This window comes from Streptomyces sp. NPDC033178, from assembly GCF_055577685.1.
Genome location: NZ_JBVIPT010000030.1, coordinates 50,208 through 75,330, shown reverse-complemented (window position 1 = coordinate 75,330; position 25,123 = coordinate 50,208). Strand labels below are relative to the sequence as shown.

At 69.5% G+C, this 25,123-nt stretch carries 27 protein-coding genes and 3 pseudogenes; 19 read left to right on the top strand and 11 right to left on the bottom strand.

Annotated elements, in window-relative coordinates; translation table 11 throughout:
- From ACZ5VQ_RS45850 to ACZ5VQ_RS45830, 5 genes and pseudogenes are all read left to right on the top strand, one after another.
- The gene (locus ACZ5VQ_RS45850; protein WP_469110185.1) at nt 1-213 is read left to right on the top strand and encodes a tautomerase family protein; all 213 of its coding nucleotides are present in this window, start codon (nt 1-3) and stop codon (nt 211-213) included.
- A complete protein-coding gene (locus tag ACZ5VQ_RS45845) occupies nt 203-631 on the top strand; it encodes a carboxymuconolactone decarboxylase family protein (RefSeq protein WP_469110184.1) in 429 nt (142 codons plus the stop codon). The genes ACZ5VQ_RS45850 and ACZ5VQ_RS45845 overlap by 11 nt, the downstream gene beginning before the upstream one ends.
- Nucleotides 624-1,574, top strand: a complete 951-nt coding sequence (locus tag ACZ5VQ_RS45840) for a VOC family protein (protein ID WP_469110183.1) — start codon at nt 624-626, stop codon at nt 1,572-1,574. Before ACZ5VQ_RS45845 ends, ACZ5VQ_RS45840 begins: the two co-directional genes overlap by 8 nt.
- On the top strand, nt 1,571-2,407 hold the full coding sequence (locus ACZ5VQ_RS45835; protein WP_469110182.1) for a sugar phosphate isomerase/epimerase family protein: 837 nt from the start codon (nt 1,571-1,573) through the stop codon (nt 2,405-2,407). The genes ACZ5VQ_RS45840 and ACZ5VQ_RS45835 overlap by 4 nt, the downstream gene beginning before the upstream one ends.
- Before the next feature lie 78 nt (nt 2,408-2,485).
- A pseudogene (locus tag ACZ5VQ_RS45830) lies at nt 2,486-2,643 on the top strand (SigE family RNA polymerase sigma factor); the annotation flags it as partial.
- A 286-nt stretch (nt 2,644-2,929) separates the two neighbouring features.
- On the opposite strand, the gene ACZ5VQ_RS45825 reads toward ACZ5VQ_RS45830, so the two are convergent.
- Complete coding sequence (locus ACZ5VQ_RS45825; RefSeq protein WP_469110181.1) at nt 2,930-4,426, bottom strand: carboxylesterase/lipase family protein; 1,497 nt, start codon at nt 4,424-4,426, stop codon at nt 2,930-2,932.
- A 330-nt stretch (nt 4,427-4,756) separates the two neighbouring features.
- Here ACZ5VQ_RS45825 and ACZ5VQ_RS45820 point away from each other — a divergent pair, with 330 nt between their 5' ends.
- The 3 genes from ACZ5VQ_RS45820 (at nt 4,757) to ACZ5VQ_RS45810 (ending at nt 7,847) form a co-directional block, all read left to right on the top strand.
- Nucleotides 4,757-6,139 carry an MFS transporter gene (locus ACZ5VQ_RS45820; protein ID WP_469110180.1) on the top strand — a complete coding sequence of 461 codons (1,383 nt, stop codon included), beginning with the start codon at nt 4,757-4,759 and terminating at the stop codon, nt 6,137-6,139.
- Nucleotides 6,140-6,276: 137 nt separating this feature from the next.
- Entirely contained in the window at nt 6,277-7,143 is an 867-nt protein-coding gene (locus tag ACZ5VQ_RS45815) for a shikimate dehydrogenase (protein WP_469110179.1), read from the top strand.
- Between the two features lie 8 nt (nt 7,144-7,151).
- The gene (locus ACZ5VQ_RS45810) at nt 7,152-7,847 is read left to right on the top strand and encodes a TetR/AcrR family transcriptional regulator (protein ID WP_469110178.1); all 696 of its coding nucleotides are present in this window, start codon (nt 7,152-7,154) and stop codon (nt 7,845-7,847) included.
- A gap of 209 nt (nt 7,848-8,056) precedes the next feature.
- Here ACZ5VQ_RS45810 and catC read toward each other — a convergent pair whose 3' ends face one another.
- The 3 genes from catC to ACZ5VQ_RS45795 are packed head-to-tail and all read right to left on the bottom strand — an operon-like array spanning nt 8,057 to nt 10,224.
- Entirely contained in the window at nt 8,057-8,335 is a 279-nt protein-coding gene (catC, locus tag ACZ5VQ_RS45805) for a muconolactone Delta-isomerase (RefSeq protein ID WP_469110177.1), read from the bottom strand.
- Nucleotides 8,336-8,347: 12 nt separating this feature from the next.
- A complete protein-coding gene (catA, locus tag ACZ5VQ_RS45800) occupies nt 8,348-9,205 on the bottom strand; it encodes a catechol 1,2-dioxygenase (protein ID WP_469110176.1) in 858 nt (285 codons plus the stop codon).
- Between the two features lie 35 nt (nt 9,206-9,240).
- Nucleotides 9,241-10,224 carry an enolase C-terminal domain-like protein gene (locus ACZ5VQ_RS45795; protein WP_469110175.1) on the bottom strand — a complete coding sequence of 328 codons (984 nt, stop codon included), beginning with the start codon at nt 10,222-10,224 and terminating at the stop codon, nt 9,241-9,243.
- A 37-nt stretch (nt 10,225-10,261) separates the two neighbouring features.
- Here ACZ5VQ_RS45795 and ACZ5VQ_RS45790 point away from each other — a divergent pair, with 37 nt between their 5' ends.
- Genes ACZ5VQ_RS45790 through ACZ5VQ_RS45775 form a run of 4 tightly spaced genes read left to right on the top strand, consistent with a single transcriptional unit; the run spans nt 10,262 to nt 12,756 of the window.
- On the top strand, nt 10,262-10,957 hold the full coding sequence (locus ACZ5VQ_RS45790; RefSeq protein ID WP_469110174.1) for a sensor histidine kinase: 696 nt from the start codon (nt 10,262-10,264) through the stop codon (nt 10,955-10,957).
- The gene (locus ACZ5VQ_RS45785) at nt 10,950-11,471 is read left to right on the top strand and encodes a glycoside hydrolase family 78 protein (protein WP_469110173.1); all 522 of its coding nucleotides are present in this window, start codon (nt 10,950-10,952) and stop codon (nt 11,469-11,471) included. The genes ACZ5VQ_RS45790 and ACZ5VQ_RS45785 overlap by 8 nt, the downstream gene beginning before the upstream one ends.
- The gene (locus tag ACZ5VQ_RS45780) at nt 11,429-11,545 is read left to right on the top strand and encodes a hypothetical protein (protein ID WP_469110219.1); all 117 of its coding nucleotides are present in this window, start codon (nt 11,429-11,431) and stop codon (nt 11,543-11,545) included. The genes ACZ5VQ_RS45785 and ACZ5VQ_RS45780 overlap by 43 nt, the downstream gene beginning before the upstream one ends.
- Nucleotides 11,542-12,756, top strand: coding sequence for a metal-dependent hydrolase family protein (locus ACZ5VQ_RS45775; protein WP_469110172.1), 1,215 nt, complete (start codon nt 11,542-11,544; stop codon nt 12,754-12,756). Before ACZ5VQ_RS45780 ends, ACZ5VQ_RS45775 begins: the two co-directional genes overlap by 4 nt.
- Before the next feature lie 182 nt (nt 12,757-12,938).
- Here ACZ5VQ_RS45775 and ACZ5VQ_RS45770 read toward each other — a convergent pair whose 3' ends face one another.
- Nucleotides 12,939-14,408, bottom strand: coding sequence for an alginate lyase family protein (locus ACZ5VQ_RS45770; RefSeq protein WP_469110218.1), 1,470 nt, complete (start codon nt 14,406-14,408; stop codon nt 12,939-12,941).
- Nucleotides 14,409-14,546: 138 nt separating this feature from the next.
- Between ACZ5VQ_RS45770 and ACZ5VQ_RS45765 the strand changes: the two genes are divergently transcribed.
- On the top strand, nt 14,547-16,136 hold the full coding sequence (locus tag ACZ5VQ_RS45765; RefSeq protein ID WP_469110171.1) for a sigma-70 family RNA polymerase sigma factor: 1,590 nt from the start codon (nt 14,547-14,549) through the stop codon (nt 16,134-16,136).
- A 12-nt stretch (nt 16,137-16,148) separates the two neighbouring features.
- On the opposite strand, the gene ACZ5VQ_RS45760 is transcribed toward ACZ5VQ_RS45765, so the two are convergent.
- The 3 genes and pseudogenes from ACZ5VQ_RS45760 to ACZ5VQ_RS45750 all read right to left on the bottom strand — a co-directional run.
- Complete coding sequence (locus ACZ5VQ_RS45760) at nt 16,149-16,304, bottom strand: hypothetical protein (RefSeq protein ID WP_469110170.1); 156 nt, start codon at nt 16,302-16,304, stop codon at nt 16,149-16,151.
- Nucleotides 16,303-16,458, bottom strand: a pseudogene (locus tag ACZ5VQ_RS45755) (NF041680 family putative transposase); the annotation flags it as partial. The pseudogene ACZ5VQ_RS45755 and the gene ACZ5VQ_RS45760, both read right to left, overlap by 2 nt.
- 15 nt (nt 16,459-16,473) lie before the next feature.
- Nucleotides 16,474-17,187, bottom strand: a pseudogene (locus ACZ5VQ_RS45750) (transposase); the annotation flags it as partial.
- Between the two features lie 328 nt (nt 17,188-17,515).
- Here ACZ5VQ_RS45750 and ACZ5VQ_RS45745 point away from each other — a divergent pair.
- Together ACZ5VQ_RS45745 and ACZ5VQ_RS45740 are read left to right on the top strand one after the other, a co-directional pair.
- Nucleotides 17,516-17,914 carry a hypothetical protein gene (locus ACZ5VQ_RS45745; RefSeq protein ID WP_469110169.1) on the top strand — a complete coding sequence of 133 codons (399 nt, stop codon included), beginning with the start codon at nt 17,516-17,518 and terminating at the stop codon, nt 17,912-17,914.
- A gap of 154 nt (nt 17,915-18,068) precedes the next feature.
- Complete coding sequence (locus tag ACZ5VQ_RS45740) at nt 18,069-18,545, top strand: ATP-binding protein (protein WP_469110168.1); 477 nt, start codon at nt 18,069-18,071, stop codon at nt 18,543-18,545.
- A gap of 277 nt (nt 18,546-18,822) precedes the next feature.
- Here the strand turns inward: ACZ5VQ_RS45740 and ACZ5VQ_RS45735 are convergent, their stop codons facing one another.
- Entirely contained in the window at nt 18,823-19,173 is a 351-nt protein-coding gene (locus ACZ5VQ_RS45735; RefSeq protein WP_469110217.1) for a DUF3662 domain-containing protein, read from the bottom strand.
- Nucleotides 19,174-19,405: 232 nt separating this feature from the next.
- Here ACZ5VQ_RS45735 and ACZ5VQ_RS45730 point away from each other — a divergent pair, with 232 nt between their 5' ends.
- The 3 genes from ACZ5VQ_RS45730 to ACZ5VQ_RS45720 all read left to right on the top strand — a co-directional run bounded on the left by ACZ5VQ_RS45730 (nt 19,406) and on the right by ACZ5VQ_RS45720 (nt 21,511).
- The gene (locus ACZ5VQ_RS45730; protein ID WP_469110167.1) at nt 19,406-19,816 is read left to right on the top strand and encodes an STAS domain-containing protein; all 411 of its coding nucleotides are present in this window, start codon (nt 19,406-19,408) and stop codon (nt 19,814-19,816) included.
- 199 nt (nt 19,817-20,015) lie between these two features.
- Nucleotides 20,016-20,261 carry a hypothetical protein gene (locus tag ACZ5VQ_RS45725; protein ID WP_469110166.1) on the top strand — a complete coding sequence of 82 codons (246 nt, stop codon included), beginning with the start codon at nt 20,016-20,018 and terminating at the stop codon, nt 20,259-20,261.
- Between the two features lie 911 nt (nt 20,262-21,172).
- On the top strand, nt 21,173-21,511 hold the full coding sequence (locus ACZ5VQ_RS45720) for a MerR family transcriptional regulator (RefSeq protein ID WP_469110165.1): 339 nt from the start codon (nt 21,173-21,175) through the stop codon (nt 21,509-21,511).
- Between the two features lie 317 nt (nt 21,512-21,828).
- On the opposite strand, the gene ACZ5VQ_RS45715 is transcribed toward ACZ5VQ_RS45720, so the two are convergent.
- Nucleotides 21,829-23,013 carry a lactonase family protein gene (locus ACZ5VQ_RS45715; protein WP_469110164.1) on the bottom strand — a complete coding sequence of 395 codons (1,185 nt, stop codon included), beginning with the start codon at nt 23,011-23,013 and terminating at the stop codon, nt 21,829-21,831.
- A gap of 378 nt (nt 23,014-23,391) precedes the next feature.
- On the opposite strand from ACZ5VQ_RS45715, the gene ACZ5VQ_RS45710 reads away from it, so the two are divergent.
- On the top strand, nt 23,392-24,033 hold the full coding sequence (locus tag ACZ5VQ_RS45710; RefSeq protein WP_469110163.1) for a hypothetical protein: 642 nt from the start codon (nt 23,392-23,394) through the stop codon (nt 24,031-24,033).
- Nucleotides 24,034-24,347: 314 nt separating this feature from the next.
- Here ACZ5VQ_RS45710 and ACZ5VQ_RS45705 read toward each other — a convergent pair whose 3' ends face one another.
- Nucleotides 24,348-24,530, bottom strand: a complete 183-nt coding sequence (locus tag ACZ5VQ_RS45705; RefSeq protein ID WP_469110162.1) for a hypothetical protein — start codon at nt 24,528-24,530, stop codon at nt 24,348-24,350.
- Between the last annotated feature and the right edge of the window lie 593 nt (nt 24,531-25,123).

Here is a 25,123-nt window from a genome sequence, read left to right as displayed (position 1 = left end):
ATGCCACTCGTAGAGATCAGCGTCGTCGCGGGGCGCCCCCCGGAGAAGATCCGCGACCTCATCCACCAGGTGCACGCCGCCGTACGGGACTCCCTGGACGCGCCCGACGCGGCCATCCGGGTCCTCGTGCGCGAGATCCCGCCGGAGCACTGGGCGGCGGGCGACATCACCAAGGCCGAACAGACCGAACAGGAGGCATCCCATGAGCGATGAGCGCCCCGAGAGCATCGACGACTTCCGGGCGACGTACGAACGGATGCTGGGCTTCGTGCCGCCGCGCGTGGGCTCCCGGTTCGAGACGTCCGAGAAGGACAACCCGGAACTGCTGCTGGCGCAGGAACGCCTGCGCAACATGATCATGTATCCGGAGACACTGGACCAGAAGACCGTCCAGCTGGTGCTCTTCGGCATCCTGCACGCCAAGCTCAGCGATGCCGCCAAGCTGCACGGACTCGCCGCGCTACGGGCCGGTGCCAGCTGGGACGAGCTGCGCGCCGTCATCGACCTGGCGTTCCTGTTCACCGGATTCTCCGCGATCAACCGCGGCCCCCAGGTGCTGGCCGACATCGCGGAGCTGGAGAAGAAGGCTGCGGAGCTGGAGAAGAAGGCGAAGGAGAACGAGCGTGACTGAGCCGCTGTACGAACTGGCCCACCTCGGCCACGCCGAGCTGCTGACCCCCGTGTACGACCAGAGCCTGGCCTTCTTCACCGAGGTCTACGGCCTCGACCTGGTGCACGAGTCCGGCGGCAGCGCCTATCTGCGCGCCTGGGGCGACCACGACCTGACGACCCTGAAGCTGACCGCCGCCGACCAGGCCGGTCTCGGCCATGTCGCCTGGCGTGCGGTCAGTCCGCAGGCCCTGACCCGCCGGGTCGCCGCCCTGGAGGAGCGCGGCACCGAAGGGGAGTGGATCGACGGGGACTTCGGGCACGGCAAGGCGTACTCCTTCATCGCCCCCAGCGGCCAGCGCATGGAGCTCTACTACGAGACCGAAAAGTACCGCGCCCCGGCGGGCAAGGCCTCGTACCTGCCCAACCAGCCCCAGTCCTCCGTCACCCGGGGCGTGGGCGCGGCACGCATCGACCACATCAACGTCCTCGCGGACGACGTACCGGGCACGCGCGCGTTCATGTGCGACGCCCTGGGCTTCAAGCTCCGTGAGCACCTGATCCCGCCGGGCCAGCCCGAGGTCGGCGCCTGGCTCAGCCTGATGAACAAGGCCCACGACCTCGCCATCACCCGCGAGCCGGCCCCCGGCGTCACCGGTCGGCTGCACCACCTCGCGTACGCGGTGGAGAACCGTGAGGACGTGCTCCGCGCCGCCGACATCTTCTGCGAGCTGGGCGTCGAGATCGAGTTCGGCCCCGCCAAGCACTCGCGCACCCAGGGCTTCTTCCTCTATGTCCTGGAGCCGGGCGGCAACCGGATCGAGGTGTTCTCCGGCGGCTTCCACATCTTCGCCCCCGACTGGGAGCCGGTCACCTGGACCACCGAGGGCCAGGGCCGCTCCACCGCCTGGGGTCTGGACGTGCCCCCGAGCTTCCACTCCCACGCCACCCCGGTCCTGCCATGACGCGGGAGCTGACCGCGAGTTTCGTGACCCTGTCCGGCGCGGGCTTCGCCCAGCCCGCACGGGTGCCGTTCGCGGAACGCTGCCGTGCTGCTGCCACCGCGGGTTTCACCGGCATCGGCCTGCACACCGACGACTACCGGCTGATGCGGGCCGCCGGGGCGAGCGACGAGTCCCTGCGCGCGCTGCTCGGTACGCACGGACTCGCCCTGCGCGAAATCGAGTTCCTGAGCGGCTGGGCCACAGCCGGCACCGGGGGCGCTGAGACCGTCGCCGCCGTCGGCGCGCTCGGCGAGGGGTTCCGGCCGCATCACGTCACAGCGGGCGAGTTCACCGCGGACGAGCTCGACATCGACGCCGCGGGTGCCCGGCTCCGTACGATCTGCGACGACGTCGCCGCGTACGGGCTGTGCGTCGCGGTCGAGGCCTTCCCCTGGTCCGGCCTGAAGGACGTGGCCACCGCCCGCGCGGTCGTGGAGGCTTCGGGCGCCGCCAACGCCGGGCTGATGATCGACGTCTGGCACTTCTACAACACCCGCTCCAGCCTGGCCGACCTCGACGGTCTGCCGCCCGAGCGGATCGTGGCCGTCCAGCTCAACGACGGCCGCGTCGTGGACGGCGACTTCCTCACCGAGGCACGGCAGGGCCGCCTGCTGCCAGGCGAGGGCGAGCTGGACATCGCGGGCCTGCTGCTGGGCCTGCACGAACGCGGTTTCCGCGGCCCGTACTGCGTCGAGGTCAACTATCCCGACTACCGGGATCTCCCGGTCGACGAGATGGCGGCGCAGGCCTTCACAACGGCGTCCAAGGTTTTGGAGGCGCTTCCCGCACACTGAACGCGCCACGGCCGCGAACGGCCCTGTGCGCTGCGAAGCCCCAGGTCGGTGACCTGGGGCTGTTCGGCTGTCCCGGCATACGTGTGCCCGGGTGATCCGCACGAGGCTCAGGACTGGGTCCAGGAGGCGTGGATCCGTACGGTGGCGTGGCGCCTGACGGTCAGCCGAGGCGCCGGTGCAGACGCTCGGACGAGGCGGGGGAGCGGCACGGTCCACCGCCGCCGGGGCAGGTCCCGACCCGGGCTCGGTGCTGGGAGGGCGCCGGCCTTGGGCTTGGCGGTGGTGGTTGTGGTGCTGGGGCGGAGGGTCCCCTGCCTCGGGCTCCGCGGCGTTGGCCGCGGCACCGGGTCGGCTGTCGCCGAAGCAGCGCTGCACGGTGACCCAGCCCGCACCGCGTGTGCGAACCGCCCACCCTGCACCGCGCGTGCGATCTGGCGGTCGAGCGATCGCCGCCGAGACCGGCCTGTTCACCAGCACGGTCAGAACCCGTCGGGATTGGGGCCGGGCCGCGCTCTCCCGTCATCAGGGGGCAGCGTCAGCGGGCAGGTCCGCCCAGAGGAGGCGGCGTTCGCGGCGGGGGTCGTACACGATCCGGGGTCGGTCGTCCAGGATCACCGTGGCGCGGTCCCGTGGTTCGTAGCGGGGCCAGTCGAGACTGTCGGGGAGCCCGCCGGGGGCGCCGGTGTGGAGGAAGGCACGCACTGCTCGGTGCAGTGTCGCGGTGACGGCGAGGTCGGCCGGACCCATGGGCGGGGCGGGCGGCAGGCCGGCCAGGTTGTTGAAGGCGGGCGGGCGGGCCCAGAGGCAACGGTTGTCGGCGCCGTGGGTCGCGCCGAGGCGGTCGTACGGGGGCAGGCCGGGCACGTGGTCGAAGCGGCTGAACCACACCTGGCCGCCGGCCGCGTGCTGGGCCTCGGCCAGCCGGATGGCCGGTATCAGCCACATCGTGTCGTCCAGCAGGTCGAGTTGAGGATTCCGGTCCGCTTCGGCGACAGCCGCGTACGCGTGGGAGAGCTTGGCCCAGGTCTCCTCGCCCAGGGCCGCCCGCCCGGCCGCGTCGATGCCTGCCAGGACCGAGGCGGCAGGGGGACCGGCGAAGATGTCCATTTCGTGGCTGACGTGACTGATCCAGACCGGCAGGTGCCGGGCCTCGCCGTCCGCGACCGCCGCCAGCGGTGCCCTGGGCAGCGCGGCGCCGTCGACCACGGGGCAGAAGCCGTCGCCGCGCAGCACCTCGTCGCCCGCGCCGGCCACGACCTGCGCGGCGGCGGCCCGCAGCGCAGGCAGCGGTACGCCGGTCAGCCGGTCGGGGGTCGTCTCCAGAGCGGTGAGCAGTCGGCGGGTGACCTCGGCGTTCCGCTCGGGGGTGTGGACGTTGCGGGCGGCACCGCTGAGCACCAGGGCCTGGTGGAACAGCCCACGGGCGGCCGGGACCGCCAACAGGGTGGTGGTGAGCATGCCGCCGGCCGACTGGCCGGAGAGCGTCACCCGGCCGGGGTCGCCGCCGAACGAGGCGATGTTCCCGCGCACCCACTCCAGGGCCGCGACCAGGTCACGCAGCGCGGGATTGGCGGTGTCGGCCATACCGACGTGCTCCAGGTCCACGAAGCCGAGCGGGCCGAGCCGGTAGTTGACGGTCACCACGACCGCGTCGCACACCTCGGACAGCCACGCGCCGTCATAGAGACTGCCGCTGCCGTGCAGGAACGCGCCGCCGTGGATCCAGAACAGGACCGGCCTGGGCGTGGCCGGCTCGGCCGGGGCCCAGACATTGAGGGTGAGGCAGTCCTCCTCGCCCTCGACGCCCTGGCCGGAGGCCGGGGTGAACTGGACCGCCTGTGGACCGTAGCGCGTGGCGTCCCGCACCGCCGTCCAGGGCTTGACAGGAGCAGGGGGCCGGAAGCGCAGCTCCCCGGTGGGCGGAGCGGCGTAGGGGATGCCCTTCCAGGAGAGGACCGGGCAGCCCTCGGCGGCGCCTCTGACGGGCCCCGTCAAGGTCTCCATGTGCATCCCTGGCATGAGCGCCCACCTCTTCGTGGCCGAGCAATGTACGTACTGGTTCGTTATGTGTAGCGGCAGAGCGCCGCTGAGGCAAGAGGCGGATCGTGACGAATAAATTTCGGCCGGATGTCTTGACGTGAGCCGGAAACGAGCAGCACAGTCCCCTATTAACTTCCTAGTACGTTAATTGGCTGCCATCCCCTCCGGCCATCCGGCAATTCCGCTCGACACGGCATCCCCGTAAGCGAGTTGTGGCCGTGACGTACGCCGCGTTCGTCCCCCCTCTGTCCCCGCTCACCCCGGCCGTTCCCGCAAGGGAGCGCTCGCGGTACCCAAGGAGGAGCACACGTGACCGCTCGTTCGCTCGATGACGCCTCGGAGTCGAAGACTCCACCCAGTGGGCACCGAAAGGCGGCCCTCGCCGCATGGATCGGCAGCGCACTGGAGTACTACGACTTCTTCATCTACGGCAGCGCCGCCGCTCTGGTCTTCCCCAGGGTCTTCTTCGACCCGGACGACCCGGCCACCGCGACGCTGATCTCGATGGCGACCTTCGGTGTGGCCTACGCGGCCCGCCCCATCGGCGCCGTCTTCCTCGGGCACTTCGGGGACAGGGTCGGCCGCAGGAAGATCATGGTCTTCACCCTCTTCCTGATGGGTCTGTCGACCTTCCTGATCGGCTGCCTGCCCACCTACGGCCAGGTCGGCACGCTGGCCCCGGTCCTGCTCGTGGTGCTGCGCTTCCTCCAGGGGCTGTCCGCCGCGGGTGAGCAGTCCAGCGCCAGTTCCCTGACGCTCGAACACGCGCCGGAGAACCAACGCGGCTACTTCACCAGCTTCACCCTCAACGGGACTCAGTTCGGCCTGATCATCTCCACCCTGGTCTTCATCCCGATCGCCTCTCTCCCGGACGAGCAGTTGCTCACCTGGGGCTGGCGCGTCCCGTTCCTGCTGAGCGCGTTCGTGACCCTGGCCGCGTACTTCATCCGGCGCACCCTAACGGAGGCGCCGGTCTTCGAGAAGATCTCGGAGCGCGCCGAGGTGGCCAAGCTGCCGGTGGTCGAACTCCTCCGGGACCACTGGGCCGACATGCTGCGGGTTGCTTCGGCGGCGCTCATCGCGTCGGTGAGCACGATCGGCGGGGTCTGGGTGCTGTCCTACTCCACCGGCGCAGTCGGCCTGGACCGCACCACCATGCTGTGGGTCAGTGTCTTCGCCAACCTGGTGGCCCTGCTCGCGCTCCCGCTGTGGGCCAAGCTCTCCGACCGTATCGGCCGCAAGCCCGTCTTCCTCATCGGCTCCATCGGCAGCGCCGTCATGATCTTCGTCTACCTGGGGGCGGTGACCTCGAAGAGCTACCCTCTGATCTTCCTGGCCGGCGCCGCCACCATGGGCCTGGTGTACAGCGCCTCCAACGGCATCTGGCCCTCGCTCTACGCGGAGATGTTCAACACCCGGGTCCGTCTGTCGGGCATGGCCATCAGCACCCAGGTCGGCTTCGCCATCACCGGCTTCGCCGTCACCTACGCGGCGCAGCTCTCCGGCTCCGACGGCAAGAACTGGGTCGCTGTCGGGATCCTCACCGCCTCGATGTGCGTGGTCAGCTCGATCGCCGTGCTGACCGCTCGCGAGACGTACAACGTGCCCACCGCCGAGCTCGGCATGAAGCCGGGCATGCGCCAGGCCCAGGCAGCCACCGAGCGCCAGTCGGCGGAGTCGGCGTCAGCCTGACCCCTGTTCCCCGTCCCCGTCCCCGCCGCGCCTGCGGCCGTCCGCCCCCGTGGAGACGGCCGCAGGCGCACCAACCTCCGATTGCCGGAAGGAACCCCGCGATCACTGTGACCTCCTCCACTGTGACCCCCTCCACCGTGAGTTCCTCCTTTCTCACAGGGCTGATCGGAGCCGGTATCGGCCCCTCGCTGAGCCCCGCCCTGCACGAGCGGGAAGCGGACCGGCAAGGCCTGCGCCTGCTCTACCGCATCATCGACATCGACGAACTGGCGCTGCCGGCCACCGCCGTCGGCGAACTGCTCAGGTCCGCACGCACCCTGGGCTTCGACGGCCTCAACATCACCCACCCCTGCAAACAACTCGTGATCGAGCACCTGGACGAACTCGCGCCCGAGGCAGCGGAGATCGGCGCCGTCAACACCGTCGTCTTCCGGGCCGGGCGCGCCATCGGGCACAACACCGACGGCACCGGTTTCGCCCAGTCCTTCGCGCGCGGACTGCCCGACGTGCCGACCGGTTCGGTCCTGCAGCTCGGGGCGGGCGGCGCCGGGGCCGCCGTCGCCCACGCGCTGCTCACCGTCGGGGCCGACCGGCTCGTCCTCGTGGACGCCGACGAGACCCGCGCGGCCGCCCTCGCCGCCGCTCTCGCCCGCACCTTCGGTCCCGGCCGGGCGAGCACCGCGCCGCTGCCGGACCTGGCGGCCGAGCTGGCCCGCGTCGACGGCCTGGTCCACGCCACCCCCACCGGTATGGCGGGCCACCCGGGGCTGCCGTTCCCCGCCGAGCTGCTGCACCCACGGCTGTGGGTGGCCGAGGTCGTCTACCGACCGCTGGAGACCGAACTGCTGCGCACGGCACGCGCCCTCGGCTGCCGCACCCTCGATGGCGGCGGCATGGCCGTCTTCCAAGCCGCCGACGCCTTCCGGCTGTTCACCGGCTGTGAGCCGAACACCGATCGTATGCTTGATGACCTCGCCGACCTCGTCGGCAGCCCCACCCGGTGAGGAACCTCATGCCAGCATCCGTCCCCCCGCAGCCGCTGACACTGACAGAGGGACAGCCCCCTGCCAGACGTACCCGTGACGCCGCACGGACCCGGGCCGAGATCCTTGAGGCCGCGACGGAGGAGTTCGCTCGCATCGGCTATTCCGGCGCCCGCATCGACGACATCGCCGACCGCACCCGGACCACCAAACGCATGATCTACTACTATTTCGGCAGCAAGGAGCAGCTGTTCACCGCCGTGCTTGAGCGGGCGTACGCCAGCATCCGGCACAGCGAACAGGAACTCGGCGTCGAGCATCTCGACCCGGTGTCCGCGATCCGTCGGCTGGCCGGTCTCACCTTCGACCACCACGAGGCGCACCCGGACTTCATGCGCCTCGTCAGTATCGAGAACATCCACCAGGCCGAGCACATCGCCGCCTCGCCTGCACTGCGTTCGCTCAACGCCCCGGTGATCGCCATCATCGACCGGATCCTCCGAGCGGGCCGCGAACAGGGCGTCTTCACCGCCCAGGTGGACGCCGTCGATCTGCACATGATGATCAGCGCGTTCTGCTGCTTCCGGATCACGAACCGGCACACCTTCGGCGCCCTCTTCGGACGGGACCTCATCGCACCGGACCGCCGCGATCACTACCGGACTCTGCTGGGCGACATGGTGATCGCCTACCTGACGACCGGCGAACAGGCCGCCGTCGGGTAGGGGTGCCATTGTCATGGTCGACCAGTCCTCCGTGCTCAGGACGACGCGCTTGCCGTACGGAGTCGCCGCCTCTCGATGCCGGTGTCGTCGGCTGCGCGGGCAGGCCGGACAACACCGCGAACAGGCGCCGCACAGGCGCGGTACCGAGCAGGCGGCGCAGGTCGCGCAGCGCCTTCGCGGTCGGGCATGTTCACGGGGAGTTGAGGGCGTCAGCGGATGGCGGATGGGTGCTGGGCCAGCGGGGTCACCGTGACGTCCATGTACGGGAAGAGTGGTAGGCCCCACAGGAGTTCGTTGAGCCGGTCGTTGTCGATGACGTCGAAGACGCTGAGGTTGGAGTACTGACCGGCGCAGCGCCACAGGTGCAGCCATTCGCCGGAGTGTTGGAGCTTCTGTGCGTACTCCTTCTCGGCGGCGACGGTCGACGCCCGGAGCGCCGGGTCGAGATCGGGTGGCAGGTTCACGGTCATGTGGACGGCGAAGAGCATGACGGTCTCCGGTCAGGAAGCGGGATCGAGGACGAGGTCGTAGGTGACCTGGTTGCCGCCGTCGCCCACCGGCTGCGGGTCGATGACGAGTTCCGGCTTGACGGCGGAGGCCACGTCGTCATCGACGTGTTCGCCGCCGCGGAAGTACAGCTGGGCGGTGAGCGTCTCGTGGCCGGGCGCGGAGACCTTCAGGTGCAGATGGGCCGGGCGCCAGGCGTGCCAGCCGGCGGCGGCGATGAGCTTGCCGCAGGATCCGTCGGTGGGGATCTGGTAGGGGGCGGGCTGGATGGTGCGCACCGCGAAGCGCCCCGTGTCGTCGGTTTCGATGGCACCGCGCAGGTTCCACCGCGGGATGCCGGGTGCGAACTGCGCGTACAGGCCGTCGTCGTCGGCCTGCCACATCTCCAGCAGCGCGCCGGACAGTGGCTCGCCCGAGACCCCCGTGACCTGGCCCTGGAAGAGGAGCGGGGTGCCGGACTCGTCCTCGCGCATCGGCAGGGTGCTGACGCCGGGGAGGGCGGGAGCACCCGGCACGTAGTACGGCCCTTCGATGGTTCCCTTGGTCCCCTTGCGATCGGCGCCCGCGACCTCCTCGACGACGTGCTCGATCCACACGTCCAGGAAGAGCGGCCATTCCCCGTGCTCTCCCACGGAGATCAACCACGACTTGAGGGCGTTGTACTCCTCGTACGTCACCTGGTGCCGGCGGATGACATCGTGAACGGCGGAGATCAGCTCGGTGGCAAGGGTGTTGACGCGCTCGGTGTCGGCGACGGCCCGGCCGGATGCGATGGTCTTGTCGGTGCGGAAGCGGTCGGTGGCCGAAGCACCGGATGCGGCGGCGGTGGCTTTGAGGGTGGTGTCGGACATGATGTGCGGCTCCTTTGCCGGTCGGGAAATGCGGTTCAGCGGTCCTGGCGGTATCGGGTGAGCTTGTCCGGGTCGATCGCGACGCCCAGACCGGGCAGGTCCCGTACGGCGAGCGTGCCGTCGGTGATCGTGACCGGTTCGGTGAGCAGGTCGTCGCTCATGTCCAGGAAGTTGGAGAGTTCGCCGGCGCGACGGGAGGCGGCGGCGTACGCGGCACCGAAGGCGACCGTGCACACCGTGCCCAACTGGCCGTCGATCTGGTTGCCCATCACCACCTCGGCGCCCATCCCCTCGCACTGGAACAGCACGCGCTGGGACTGGGTGAACCCGGTGCGGGCGGTCTTGACGCTGATCGCGGTGGCCGCGCCGTCCAGCAGGGAGCGGGTCACCTCCGCGGGCGTGGTGGCGGACTCGTCCGCGACGAAGGGCACGGGACTCTGTCGTACGAGCCATCGACGTCCCAGCACGTCGTCGGCGGGGCACAGCTCCTCGGCGAGTGTGATGCCGACGGGTTCGAGTGCGCGCAGGGCGGCGGCGGACTCCGAGGCGGTCCAGCCGCGGTTGCCGTCGACGTACAACTCGGCCTCGTCGCCCAGGGTTTCGCGGAGCGCCCGGCACACATCGAGGTCGAGCGTGAGGGGCCGCCGCCCGACCTTCACCTTGAAGGTGGTGATGCCGTACGCGTCGCGGATTCGCTCGGCTTCGGCGGCCATACGCGCCGGGGCATCGAAGCCGAGCATGTGAGAGACGCGCATCCGGTCGGTGTAGCCGCCGAGGAGCTGGGTGACGGATTGGTCCAGGGCCTGGCCGGCTATGTCGCGGACTACTGCCGCGACGGCGCCGTCCCCGAGCGCGAGGGCCGCTACCGCCTCGGCGCACCCGGCGGCGAAGCCCGCTGGTACGCGGTCACCTGCCAGCGCATCGACATCGAGAGCGATCTGCGCGGCCGGCTCCTGCTCTTCTACGACATCACCGACCGGGTGCGCGCCGAGGAGGAACACCGCCGGGACACCCAGCACCTCAAACCACCTCGCCCGCAACAACGCCATGGGCGACATGGCCATGGCGATCGCGCACGAGGTGAGCCAGCCGCTCGCCGCCGCGTACAACTTCGTGGAGGGAGCCCGCGGGCGGCTCGCCGCCGGCGACGATTCCGTCGCCTGGGGGCTGGACAACGCCGTACAGCAGATCGAGCGGGCCCGGCGGATCCTGGGCAGCCTGCGGCAGTACGTGGGCCGCCTGGAACAGTCCGAGCAGCTGACCGACCTCAACACGATCGTCGAGGACTGTGCCTACTTCATCGACCTGAGAGCCCAACAGCACGCCGTGGACGTCGAGTTCGACCTCACCGACGTGCCCCTCCCGGTGCGCTGCGAGAACGTCCTCATCGGGCAGGTCGTCATGAACCTCGCCTTCAACGCCATCGAGGAGATGGCCTGTTGGCCGCCGGGGGAGCGCAGGGTCGAACTCGCCACGCGGCGGACGGCGGACCCAAACGTCGAACTCGCCGAACTCGCCGTCCGTGACCACGGCCGGGGCCTGCCGGCCGACCTCCCCGGCGACCGGATTTTCGACGGCGTCTTCACCTCGAAGGAGAACGGCAGCGGCATCGGCCTGGCCCTGAGCCACCGCATCATCACCCGTCACGGCGGCCGTATCCACGCTGCCGGAAACCAGCCGCAGGGAGCGGTCTTCCGCTTCGCTCTCCCTCTCGTGCCGGCCCAGGCCGTCTCGGAGGAGGACCATGCCTGACCAGGACATCCACGTGACCGCGCTGCGGGCCGAGCACCACAGGGAGCCAATCGGGATCGGGGAGCCCCGCCCCCGGCTGACCTGGCAGACCGTCACCACCCGTGCGGGCTGGACCCAGTCGGCGTACGAGATCCGGCTCACGGAAGGCGAGCGTGAGCTGTCCACGGCCCGTCGCCTGTCCGCGGACTCCGTCCTGGTGCCCTGGCCCGGCGACCCCCTGCACTCGCGGCAACAAGTCGGCGTGTCCGTACGGGTATGGGGGCCGGACGGCGAGGGCCCGAGCCCGTGGTCCGCGCCGCTGACCGTCGAGGCCGGGCTGCTCGAACCGGCCGACTGGCAGGCCCGCTTCGTGTCCCCGGCCTGGCCCGAGACCACCGACCGACAGGTCCCGCCACCCGTGCTGCGCGGCACCTTCCGGCTTACACCCCGTACGGCCGCGCCGCCGTGTCCTGGTCCCGCACCGACGGTGAGCTGCGCGTCACGGTCACGGTCCCGCCCGGCACCACTGCGCTGATCGACCTGCCGGGCATGACGGAGCGCCCCGAAGTCGGCTCCGGCGAACACCGCTTCCTTACGGAGATGCCATGAACACCCGCTACCAGCACGCGGTCCTGGTCGACGGAACCGGAGCCGCGCCCGTACCGGACGCGGTCCTCGTCGTGGACGACGCCGGTCTCATCGTGTACGCGGGACCGGCGACGACCGCGCCCCCGACACCGACGGCGGTGACGGTGGATCTGCGCGGACGTACCCTGCTCCCCGGCTTCTTCGACTGCCATACGCACCTGTGCATGACCCCGGGGCGCGGGCTCACCGCAGGCCTGACCACTGACCCGACGGTGGAGACCTTCGAGATCGCGCGGCGACTGCGCACGACCCTCGACGCGGGTGTCACGACGCTGCGCGACCTCGGCGGTCTGCCTGCGGGCTATCGGACCGCCGTCGAACGGGGCCTCGTCGAAGGCCCCCGGCTTCAGACCGCGGTCAAGGTCATCGGCCACACCGGCGGCCACGCCGACTGCTCGCTGCCCAGCGGGGTGAACGCCGCCGCGCATCTGACCGAGCTCGCCGACACCCCCGACGAGGTGCGGATCGCGGTCCGACGCATGCTGCGCGACGGCGCGGACGTCATCAAGGTCTGCGCCACCGGCGGCATGGGCAGCCCGCACGACGACCCCGACGACGAGGGGCTGACCCCCGACGAACTGAAGGCCGCTGTCGACGAGGCCCGACGGCATCGCGGGAAGACGGTCGCCGCGCACGCCCAGGGCACCGCGGGCATCCGCAACGCCCTCCAGGCCGGTGTCACCAGCATCGAGCACGGCTACGGAATGACCGACGAGCTGTGCGATCTGGCCCTGGAGCGGGGAGCCGTCCTCGTCCCCACCCTCGCCACGGTCTTCGCCCCACTCGACGAGGCGGCCATGCCCGACTACCACTTCCGCAAGAAGAGCCGCTGGGCCAGCATCACCAAGGAGAACATCGCGCACGCCATCGCCCGCGGTGTCCCGATCGCTCTCGGCACGGACGCGGGTGTCGTCACGCACGGCCGAAATCTGAGCGAGTTGTCGTATCTGGTGGAACTCGGCATGGACCCGCTGGCCGCGATCACCTCGGGCACGCTCACCGCGGCCCGGCTCCTCGGTGTCGACGACCGACTGGGCTCCCTGGAGGCGGGAAAGACCGCGGACTTCGTGGCTGTCGACCAAGATCCCTTGCGCGACATCGGCAGCCTCGGCCGACCGGAGAGTGTCGTACTGGTCGCCCAGGCGGGAGCGCTGCGCAAGAACCTCCTTTGAGCAGGGTGGAGTTGGCGAGGAAAGCAGCGTCGAGCGACGCTGCGCGCACCCGCGGCCGGCCCCGCTCCCGGCGGCGAAGATCCGCAAGCGCAAGTCTGGGGCGGGTTGGCATCGTCGCTGCGCACCCCGCAGTACAGCGCCGGACCCGCCCCAGCCTGTGGTTCCGCCCGGGCGGGCCGTGTTCAGCTGCTGCCGCGCGTGCCCCTGCGGCGCAGGGCGATGATGCCGCCTGCGATGGCGAGGACGCCGGTGGCGGTCGCGGCCGCGATGCCGCCCGCACCGGTGGCGGCTAGGTCCTCGCCCCGGCCGCCCTGCGGCTGGGTTCCGCCGGAGGCGTCGGCGGTGGGAGTCGCGGCGCCGGTCTCGGAGGAGGACGCCGTGTCGGACGTACTCGCGGAAGGAGTCGGTGTGGCGGCGGAGACGATCGCCTTGTCCCTGGTGAAGGTCAGCGTGCCGAAGCCGAGGTGGTCGAGGCCACCGCCGGTGCCGTAGTCCCCGCCGCCGCCCTCGGGGCGGACCTTGGCGGCGATGGCGGTCACGTACGGCGCGTCGAGGCCGCGGCGGTTGACGTAGTGGTTGTAGATGCTCTCCCAGATCGGGCGTACCCCGCCCCGGCCGCTCTCGGACGCCTTCGTGAACGTCTCCCACCCCTCCCACGCGCCGGGCGCGCCCTTGTGCCAGGTCCAGGACTTGAAGGGGACGTCATGGCCCAGATTCCACTTGGCGGCGTACTCGACGCCCTTGAGGACGCGGTTGTCGTCGTAGCCGTACAGGTCGATGCCCTGGTTCCAGGCCATCTCGCAGATGGTGCCCAGCAGGCCCACGCTCAGCAGGGCGTGCCCCTGGTCGCGGCCGACCTCCACCAACTGCCCGAGGCCACCGGGGTGGATGAACGGGATGGCGTTCTTGATGGACCCAAGTCCCTTGCCGCTCTTGAAGTACGTGATCGCCTCGTCGACCTTGGCCCGGTCGTCGCAGAGGATGCCGACGGCCAGCACGCACGCCACGCTCAACAGGTCCCAGCTGCTCCAGTAGTTGGTGTCGTACGAACCGTTGTGCTCGGCGAGGAAGCTGCTGCTCGCCGAGTAGAAGACGTCTCGCATCATCTTCTGGAACCGGGCCAGGTCGAAGCCGTCGTAGCCGCGCATGATCTCCGCGGCGTTCGCGAACTGGTAGCCGTGGATACCCGCCGCGATGAACCGGTCCGCGCTGCCGTCGACCGTGGTGAGCTTGGCCGACCAGGCGTTGAGGATGTCGCGGGCGGCGTCCGCGTGGGCGGTGTCGCCGGTGATCTTCCAGCGCAGGGCGTTCTGGTAGGCGGCGTGGATGTCGAAGGCGAGCGTGGCGACGTTGTCACCGTCGGCACCGCGCACCACCGTCGCGAGCGGGTTCGCCTTCCAGGTGCTCGCCGAGCGCGGGTTGGCAGCCAGCTTGGCGTAGCCCTGCTTCCAGAGCCCGGTGCCCGCCTTCACCTTCGCCGCCATCCGGTCGAAGTCGGCCTGCGTGTGCAGCATTCCCGGATGCGCGAACGCTCCACTCGCCTTGGCGGGAGCGGCGACCGCGGGACCGGTCCCGGCAGCGACGGCGGCTGCCCCGAGGCCGGCCGCACCGGCTGCACCCGCGATCCGCAGTACGCTGCGCCGGCTCATCATCGGTCGGCTGTTGTCCTGGTTCACTGACACTGATTGGCTCCTGTCGGATTCGGCCGTACGGACAGGAGACGTGCGGGCCGATCGCGGATAACAGAACCGCGGAAGGGAATGTCAAACGCCTCTGGCACACTGCACCCTTTGGCACATCAGCATCAGGTGTTCGTTGACGAGTTGGGGCGGGACAAGGTGGGACGGGTGCCCTCGCAGGACATGCGGGAACGGCCGGACGTCGCGGTGGTCGTGGCGGCGCGGGACGGTGACCGGCAGGCCTTGGAACGTCTCGTACGGGACTGGCTGCCGCTGGTCTACAACATCGTCGGCCGGGCGCTGAACGGACACAGCGACGTCGACGACGTGGTCCAGGAGACGATGTTGCGGGCCCTGGACGGGTTGCCGGGCCTGGAGGAACCGGAGCGGTTCCGTTCCTGGCTGGTCGCCATCGCCGTACGACAGGTTCGCGACCGGTGGCGCAGCGGGCAGGCCCGGCCGCAGGCGGCCCTGCTGGAGGAAGCCGTCCAAGAGGCGGCCCCGGAAGCCGACTTCGCCGATCTGGCCATTCTCCGGCTGGCCCTGTCGGGGCAGCGGCGTGAGGCGGTGGAGGCGACGCGCTGGCTGGAGGATGAGGAGCGCGAGGTGCTCTCGCTGTGGTGGATGGAGGCCGCCGGTGAGCTGACCCGCGCCGAACTGGCGGCAGCCTGCGAACTCGCGCCGCAGCATGCCGCGGTACGGGTGCAGCGGGTCAAGGAACGGCTGGAGTCCGCGCGCGCCGTGCTGCGCGCCCTGGCCGCCTCGCCGCGCTGCGCGGAGCTGGAGGCGCAGCTGACCTCCTGGGACGGCCGGCCGTCCGCACGGTGGCGCAAGCGGCTGGCGCGCCATGTCCGCGACTGCCCGCAGTGCCTGTTCAACACCTCCGAGCTGGTGCCGGCGGAGGGGCTGCTGGGCGGCTTCGCGCTGGTGCCGGTGCCGATCGGCCTGGCGGGGCTGCTGCTGGCCAAGTCGATGCCCTCGGCCTCGGCCGGGGCGGCGGCGGGAGGGGCCGCGCACGCTCCCGAAAGCGTGGGCCGGGTGGCCCACCTGCTGGGCAAGTTGGCGGCCAAGCCGGTGGCGACGGTGACGGCCGGGGCGGTGGCCCTGGCGGGCGGCGGCGCTCTGTACGCCTACACGCGGTCCGACACGCCCGTACGACCACCCGCGGCCCAGGCGCAGGCCCAGTCCCCGGCATCGCCCGCCGCCTCGTCGGCACCGCCGGCCCCGACGACGTCCGCCACCCCGACGCCGACGGCTGCCCCGACGCTTGTGGGGAGCCACGCCCTGCGCTCGGTCGACCAGTCCGGCAGTTATGTGCGTGAAGCCGGCAGTCTCGGCGTCCTCGGTCCGGTCTCTGCCACCAGTACCGGGCTCGCGAAGCAGGAGGCCACCTTCAGATTCGTCGCCGGGCTGGCCGATTCCCGCTGCTACTCACTCAGGGACGCCACGGGCAAATACCTGCGCCACTACGCCTTCCGCATCCGGCTGGACGCCAACGACGGATCGGCCGTCTTCCGGAAGGACGCCACCTACTGCGCCCGGCCCGGCTCGACCGACGGGTCGGTCTCCCTGGAGTCGTACAACTACCCCGGCCGCTACCTCCGCCACCGCGCCAACCTCGAACTGTGGCTCGATCCCGCCCAGAACACCGCCGCGTTCCGCGCCAGCCGTTCCTTCATCGTCGTCGCGCCCTGGACCTGATCCGCCCGCCTGTCACCGCCGACCGGGGCGCACGTGGTGGACCGATGCCCCGTGCGCCGTGAAGGCCGTGCGTACGAACCCGCCCGGCAGGGGAGTGCTGTCCACCGCGACGGGTCGGCCCTCGCTGTCCGTCACCAGCAGGAGACGCCCGCCGGTGGGGGCGGTCACCGTGTAAGGGCCCGGGTTGCCCGCGACGATGCTCGGGCAGCAGCGTCAGGTCCACCGGGGACTTCAGCGCCCCGTCCGCACACAGCACCGCGTCCACGAGCTCGAACAACTCGTCGCGCCGGGCGGTCAGACACTCGTAGAACTCGCTCCGGATTCCTAATGCTGTTTGTCAAGCCGCCAGGGGGATTGGTGGTGCGGGCTCGTAGCGTCGCCCGTCGCGCAGGAGGCCCCACAGCACGTTGACGCGGCAGCGGGCGAGGGCGAGAACCGCCTGGGTGTGGCGCTTGCCTTCGGCTCGCTTGCGTTCGTAAAAGCGCCTGGAGTCCTCGCAGTAGCGGATGCTGAACAATGCCGAGGTGTAGAAGACACGCTGCAGGCGGCGGTTGTAGCGCTGGGGGCGCTTCAGATTGCCGCTGATCTTTCCGGAGTCGCGGGGCACCGGAGCAACGCCGCCGAAGCCCGCAAGGCGGTCCGGGGTGCCGAAGGCGGCCATGTCGCCGCCGGTGGCGGCCAGGAACTCGGCGCCGAGGATGCCACCCAGGCCGGGCATGCTGGTGATCACGTCGAAGGAGTGTGGTCGCGAAACCGGGCCTCGATGAGCTTGTCGAGCTCGGCGACCTGCTCGTTGAGGGCCATCACCTCCTTCGCGAGTGTGTTGCACCATATGGGCGGCCAGTTTCTCCCCGGGCAGGCTGGTGTGCTGCCGTTCGGCGGCCTGCGCGGCCGCTTCGGCGAGCCGATCGGCTCGGGTGACTTTGCGGCTACGCAGCCAGGTCTCCAGACACCTGACACCGATTCGGCGCAAGGCGGCCGGGGTCTGGTAGCCCGTCAGCAGGACGAGCGGGCCCATGTTGTTGAGGTCCAGCACGCGTTCAATCCGGGGTAGCCACAATCGGCAGAAGCGTGAGAGCCACACCCGACGCCCCTGGGTAGATGAACCACCTGGGTAGATGAACCATGCGAAGGGCTCACCACGTCCCGCAGAACACCGTAGGGAAGCGTGACGCTTCCGCGAACGCCTCCCTTCGTACAGCATCAGGCAGCAGACTCACCCTCGCGGCCTTCGTCGTGGTCACGTGCACCTTGGTCGGAGCACATGATCAAACGAAGGCCGCCCCCACGTCCGGCAGATCCACATGCGAGCGAATCCGTTCGAGACGCCATTCGAGACCGTGGCACCATGTACCGCATGATGACGAACCGAAAGGTCCATGCCGCGTAGACGGCCAGGACAGATCCGTGCCGGCGCCCCCGGCAGCCACCGGACAACGAGTGCAAGGCCAGTCATCGACGGCCTGTCTTCGAGTGCACTATCCGAGATCATCCGTCTTGAGCACGCCCGCAACTATCTGCAGCCAGGCGACGTCAGCACGGCTCTGGGCCTGTGGAAGGACTACGTCCACCAGCCCGAGCGGGATCTGTGGCACGACTACGAGTGGGGCAACGTGCACTGGTACTGCTGCGGCAACCCCCTCGAAGCCCGAGCCCTCCTCGACACCGTGATGCAGGCCATATCACCCCGAAGTGCCCGCGAACTTCAAAAGGTTGTCAGCCGGTCAGACGCCGTCTGGGACCGTCCATCCCCGCCCTATGACGCGGACGGTGGATAAAGAACAAGCTCAGTAGCTGTTTCTGGTGTCGGTGTGAGGAGCCGACGCTGTGTGTCCGTTCGTGCTTCCGGTGCGTAGGGGCTGGGTTGGTGTTTCGGGGGTATCTGCGGTGGGTGTGTAGCCGCGGGGTGTGAGGCGCATGAGGCGGGGGTGTATGGACCTGGCCGGGTGGGAGGAGGGCCGGGATCCGCTGGTAGCGCGTCCGGTAGCGGTTTGCGTTGCGTTCGAGGGTGGTGAGGAGATCGCCGCGGCTCGTGACGTGGCCCAGGGGTTTCTCGTGATGGTGCAGGCGGTGCATGGGTTGCCGGTGTCGACGCGGGCGATGGGCATGGTGCAGCCGGTGGTGAGCGAGTTGGTGACCAACGCCCATAAATACGCGCCGGGTCCGTGCCTGCTGGATCTGGAGATCAGCGATGGTGCCGTGCAGGTTTGTGTGTGGGACAGCAGCACGACGCTGCCTTCGGTGCTGCCGGCCGACCTGGGCCGGATCGGTCAGCACGGTCTGGAGATCGTGATGGCGGTGTGCCGGAGCTTTGCTGTTGACCGGGAGCCGGTGGGTAAGCGGATCACCGTGGCCGTGGTACTCGCTGATGATCCCGGCGGGGACGTGGTCGGCCGCCAGGTCCTGTGACGTCGGCCATCTCGATGTGACGGCCCAAGCAGCCGCCGAGTCATTGACGCACAGCAGCCTGCGTCCCGGGGACTGCCTTCACAGCCATCTCGCACAGCCCGCCTTCCGTGACACGGTCAAGCGGCTCGATGGCAGCATCGCTGGGCATCATGTTCAGCGTCGCTGTCTCGTCCGTCGGCGCCAGAGGCGGTGTCACGCTGGGATGGCACGCAGATCCGCCTGCGCACCGGCGTGGACGCCTGAAGCGGACATGCGGCTTCGATTGCCGGGCGCCGGGTTATCTGCGAAGGGGAGAGATGTGGCTTCGGATGCGGAAGCGGCCGACGCCCGCGTCATCGGCTGGTGCCAGGTGAACTGCTACGGGGCCGGCGAAGGTGTATCCCTGCTCTGCTGCGTGGCGGCGGACTTGAGCCGCGAGGTGGCCTGCTACCTGGGCACTATGATCGGTCAGTTGTCGGTGGGATTCCGGCGGGAGTTCGATGACGAAGGCGTTGGGTACCAGGGTGCGGCGACGGTCCAGGATCAGGGCGTGGTCGTCGCACTCGCGTCGGAGTATCCCCACCATCTCGGCCTGCTTCCTCTGGCGAGGGACCAGCGACTGCCACACGGTGGTGGACCATCGCTCCATGGTGTGTTCCAGGCCGACAAGGAATCTCATCAGGTTCCGCTGCCCTGCGGAATGCGGGGCACACGCACCCATACGGGTATCGGGCCAGACGGTGCCCGGAGCACACGGCAGCCGCATGGAGCCGGGCTGGCTTGAGCAGTACGGCTGCGGGCGCTCGTCGGTCCGTATGGGGCGCCGGCGCGCAAGGGGCCGATCGTGACGGTCTTTTGTACGCCGGCCGGATGGAGGTGCGATGTCCACGCAGACCCACCGCCTGACCATCACCGAGCTTGCCAGCAGCGACGACATCGCGGTCCTGCGGGTCAGTGGCGAACTCGACCACACCTGCGAGGAGTTCTTCCTGCGCACCCTCGGTGCCAGTGTCGACGCCGGGCATCGCTGTCTGGTGCTGGACGTGACGGCTCTCGTGTTCTGTGATTCGCGGGGGCTCAACTGCCTGCTCGCCGTCCGCTGGCTGCTGGAACGCAGGAACGGCAGGATCCTTATGGCCGGGGCGGGGCGTCGCTTGACGGAGCTGCTGGTGCAGACAGGCAGCATTGAGCTATTGCCCGTTTGGGTAACGGTCGGCCAGGCGCTCAGGGAGCTGCCCGCTGCGCATCGCCCTGCCTGGCCTCCCCAGCCGCACCGTGACGGGCCGTCGTGATCTCCGGGAGTTACCGCAGCGGCCTGCACCTTCACCGCGGCAGCGCGCGTAGGGCAGCGGGGGAGCCCTGGCGCGAGTGGTGTGGGGCTCCAGTCACGACGCCGGCACCTTCAGCCCGGATCCGTGCACCCGAACGCGCCCGCGTGTCCCGGGGCAGCTGGGTGAGGATGTCGGCTGGTCGTACGCCCTGGTCCGCCTCTTGGGCGACGGCACGCTCCCGCACCGCCCCCTGGCCCCGCTCCACCGGGTGTTCGCGGTGCCGGAGGCGGTAGCGGAGACCGCGGAGAGCCTGGTGCGGTCCTGGCGTACACCCATTGGCGAGTACGGCGCGGAGTGGGACCACGCCCAAGCGGTGCGCACCGCGATCGACGCGTTCGGCAGTCGGTTCGTTAGCCAGAAGCGCTGGTGGCCTTCTACGCGCCGCCGCTACTGCAGTCCGGACTGAGCCGTTGACGCTGAACACTCGATCCTTGGGAGGGGCGCCGGTCACCGTCGTCGGCGTCGGTGCCCTGGGGCTACCGGGTGACGAGAGCACTTACGGTCTTGCCTTCGCCGGCGCTGTATGAGGTCGATTATCTCGCTGCCGAGCTCACGGAAATCTATGTTGGCCGGAGTAGACATTGGGTGGTGGAGTGGTTATGGTTTCTCTTGTAGCCGAGATCAGCAGGGCCCGGCAGACACGAACTGCCGGGCAGTAGTACGCAGTTGCAGTACCGCAGGACGGTGCGGTGGTGGAGTTCCGAAGCCAGGGTTGTTGCAGGACGGCGACGGGACTGACGGCCGTACCGGGTGGCCCGCAGTGATCAGGGGCCGCCGTGGGCAAAACCGCAGTTAACGCAAGTGCAGTACCGCAAGTGCAGGTCGCAACATCCAGCAGTGAAGTCAGTGAGCAGCACCTCGGTGAAGGCGTCGGCTGCGGACGCGCGCACCGGGAGGTTCGGCAGTGGGGTTCTAAGCCAGAGCAGACGCAGGACGGGCGACGGGGCTGGCTGCCGAAGAGTGGCGCTCACCCAGGCCACCAGCAGTTCGCATCACCAGTAGTGCAGAGCAGTGCGCAGTACCAGCAGTACGCAGTTCCCGTTGGCAAGTGTTGATCAAGAGGGAAGAACGGAGGAGCCGAGCGCCATCAGGATCGCCCGGGCGGAAATGCTGAGCCCGGGTACCGCAGGACATCGATAGTGAGGTGGTCTCCGGTCAGGCAACCGCGATCCCCGCATCGCCCCTCCTCTCCCGGGTGGGCGTGCGGACACAGAAGGCCGGCGCAGTACCACGGCCGGCAGATGGTGTAGCAGTTCCTTCGGGGCCTTGGTGCCGTACGGCACCAAGGCCCCTCCAGGCGTTCCACAGAGAGGTGCAATGACAGCAGACGACTCGTTCAACCGGCTCGATGACGACGACTACCCCGCCTACACCATGGGCCGGGCCGCCGAAATGCTCGGCACCACCCAGGGCTTTCTCCGCGCCGTCGGCGAAGCCCGCCTCATCACCCCGCTCCGCTCGGAGGGCGGACACCGCCGCTACTCCCGCTATCAGCTGCGCATCGCTGCCCGCGCCCGGGAACTCGTCGACCAGGGCACCCCGATCGAGGCCGCCTGCCGCATCGTCATCCTCGAAGACCAGCTCGAAGAAGCCCAGCGCATCAACGCCGATTACCGCCGCGCCGCCGAATCAGCGAACCCAACGGCCGCGGCCTGATACGGCTGGGACCTGCAGCTCCCCCCAGGAGCACGGCACCGGCTGCAGTTACTCCGTACGGGCATGGCGGCCGCTACCGTGCGGAACGCCTCCAGCCGGGGGATCATGTCGCCGGGCGGTCCGGAGGTCGTGGCCAGCAGATAGCTGCCGATGGCCCGGGCGATGCCCTCGGACAACGCCACCCGTGCCATGAGAAACCCCAGGTCAGGTCCTGGGGCTTCGGTTATGGAAGGCGAGTCTCCGATTTGGAGGATTCCTTCGGACCATCGCGGAAGCCTCCGGATCTCGATGGGCTCTCCGTGACGGTTGTGTCCGTGTCAGACGGCAGCGATGCCCTCCATGCCGGATTCGTCGAAGGCGGGGAGGCCCTCGGCTGTCGTGACTTTGGTGAGGGCGCCGTTGGCCTCGACACGGAAGCCGTCGACGGTGCCGGAGACGGCGTTCTGGACGTAGACGAATTTCTCGTCCTCGGTCACGGCGAGGTCGATGACGCCCTGCGAGTTGGCGGAGGGCGGGGTTGCGATGCCCACGTCGTTGGTCAGGGCCAGCTTGCCTTGCTTGTCCATGCGGTACCCGGTGACGGTGGAGTTGCCGGTGTTGCCGCCGTAGAAGTAGTTGCCCGCGCGCTCCAGCCAGCACAGGGTCTCCTGGCCGTTGGCGAGGGGCTTCTGAAGAACCTTCAGCTTTCCGTCGTGATTCACCTTGTACGCGGTGACAGTGGACTTCTCGGCCTCGGCGACCAGCATCCGCTTCCCGGTCCTGTCGAAGCTGATCGCGAACGGTACGCCGCCGGCCGACTTGTTGACGACCGGCTCGGCGACGGCCGGCAGGCCGTTGCGCTTCATCGGGAAGACCTCGACGGTGTTGTTGCCCTTGGTGGTGACCATCAGATTGCGGCCGTCCGGGGCGAACTCGACCTCACCCGGCGAGGTGTCGAAGCGCGGAATATCCTCGTTGTCCAGGCCCAGGGAACGGTAGGACCCCTTCAGCGGCTTGAGCCCTTTGCCGGTGATCTTGAAGCCCTGGACGCTGCCCTCGCCGCCCGCGTTCATGACGTACGCGATCTTGCCGTGCACCGCGATGCCGGCTGGGAACTCCCCACCGGAGTCGACGACTTTCCGGTCTGTCAGCTTCTGCCCTTCGACGCGGAATGAGGTCACCGTGCCGCTGCCCGCGTTGACGGCCAGCAGCATGCCCGAGGCTTCGTCGTAGACGAGTGAGCCCTGGGAGGCGAGCGAGTCGGTGGGTGCGTCGACCTGGTCACCGCCCTGGCCGCCGGTCGTGTAGGTCTCCGAGGGACCCAGCTTGCCGTCGTCGTCCCGCGCGAACACATGGATGGTGTTGGCGTCCAGCTCGTTGCCCTGGACGAAGACGGCGTGGTCGGCCCCGGCAGAGCTCCCGGAGTACTGGCTCGCCGAGGCCAGGGAGACGGCCACCGTGGCGGCCCCGGCGATGGCCAGGGCCCCGCCGCCGATCACGATGCGCCGTGTCCTGGATTTCACCCGGTGACCGCCACGTATGCCAGCGGGCTGGCTCAAGCTGCGGTAACCCCTGCGGTTGCTGTGCATGTTCACGTCTCGTTCCTCTGTGTCGGCGCGATGCGGTCCACGGCTGCGGACGGCACCAGAGTGAGCCGTGGGAGTGGTGTGCCGATACGGAACGATGGCCGCGTCAGACTCTCGTAAGACGTCCTGGTGGCAAAGCGACAGGGTTTTCTGGCGGCGGGCAGGCGACGAAACCTCCTCGCCGGGCGCGGGTCCTCGCGCCCGACAAGCCCCGCGTTCTCGAATCACCGAGTCACCCAGCCTGAGGACGGCAAGCGTCTTACGGAACTCTTACGCGGCCGGATCGCAGGACCTCACGCACCTACGCTCGCAGGCATGTTGACCATCCGACGCATGGCCCTCGTCACCGCCGCCCCACTCGTGCTGGCTGCGGCGGGCATCGCGCATCCGCACGGGCTGTCCCGATCGACGGCCTCGGACTGGACACAGCTGCACATCGCACTGTTGCCGGTCTTTCCGCTGCTCACGGTCGGTCTCCTGGTTCCTTTGTGGCACCGGCCCCGACTCGGACTCGCGGGCTTCGCCACCGTGGTGGCCTGGGCGGGTGCCTTCATCTACGCGGCCTTCTACACCGGCCTCGACGCGGTCGCCGGCATCGCGGCCGGAACCGCGGTCGAGCACGCCGACGTGGCAGCGAGCCTCGGACCGGTCAAGCGCCCGCTCTACGACACGGGTGAGGCGCTGGGGCAGGCCGGCGCCTACGCCCTCATCGGCGCCATCGCGGCCACCGCGGTCGCGCTGCTTCCCAAGCACGGCGTCCGAGTACTTCCCGGCACTGTGGTGCTCCTGGCGGCGGGCTGGTCCTTCGTCGACAGCCACATCTTCTGGCCACGCGGTGTTTGGACGATGCTCGGCTTCGCCCTGGGCTTCGCGCTGCTTGCCTGGGGGACAGCGGTTGAGCGACCCACCGGCATGCTGCGCCGCCACCCAGCGCGCGGTCACGAGACTGCAGAGTGACCGTGCCGCAGCCCATGCCGAACAGGCGCTGGACATCTACCGATCCGGCATCGTGGAGGGCAACGCGACCGTCCGGACCGAGCCGCGGCTGTGGCCGCCTACGACATGACCCTGCTGCCCAGCCCTCGCCTCGGCGCCATGAAGAGCGAGCGCACATGTCCTCGGCTGGATCGCCGCTCTACGCGTCTTCGACCGCTGCATGGAGTGGGTGCGACCAGAAGGGACATGTGGCAGGTCACTACGGTGTGGCAGCGGGCTGATCCTAGGCCCCGGGCTACCGGCGTTTGGCTGCCGGTAACTCTCGACGGTCTGTGTCAGCTGTCGTCCTGGACAGCGAGGGCATGGTCCGCTTCGGTGGCGGAACGAACTGGCTGGTCGGCTGGGGCAACGGTCGCCGTGGCCCGGACGGCTGCGGTCGCCAGGTATCCGCCGCCGATGACACTCAGTGGACTCGGTGCTGTGGGCTTGTGGTTGTCGCGCTCGTTGGGCCTGTTCATGCTCGACTCCTCGGGGTTCGGCCACCGCCGCTCCGGGCCGGTGGGGAGGGGTCAGGTTTGCCGGTTCAGCAGCCTGGGTGGAGTCGGTTGGTCATCGTGTCAACCTCTCGTAAGAACTGGACCGTATGCCTCCCGCTTCAACTGCGTCGAGCCGAACTCGCACAGCTCGCAATGCGCCGGGGTCCGTGTATACGAGCCCCGGTCTCGGGGGTGAGGATGCCGCCCAGCCATCGATCAAGAAGTACGCGGTGTCCCGGTGCCTTCGTCCTCAGCGCCGCGATACGGCCCGGCAGCCTCCTGGGACTGGCAGTCATCACGTCAGTAGCAAACGGCGGCCAACCCGGGTACGCACCTGCCCGGCGCCCTGACCGCGTCGCCGCTGTGACCTTCCGGTGGAGCGTCGTAGTACCACCGCACCCCTCCGAGCCGCGGGCGGAGTGAGGTTGATTCCAGCGTCGCGGGCGTCATCAGCCAACCCAACCTTCCCGAAGTCGCGGCTCAGCGCGGCGAGTTCTTACGAGAACCTGACGCGACGACCCAATGCCTCCGTCACGGCAGCCCCATGGACAACTCTGATTCCTGAACGAGATCTC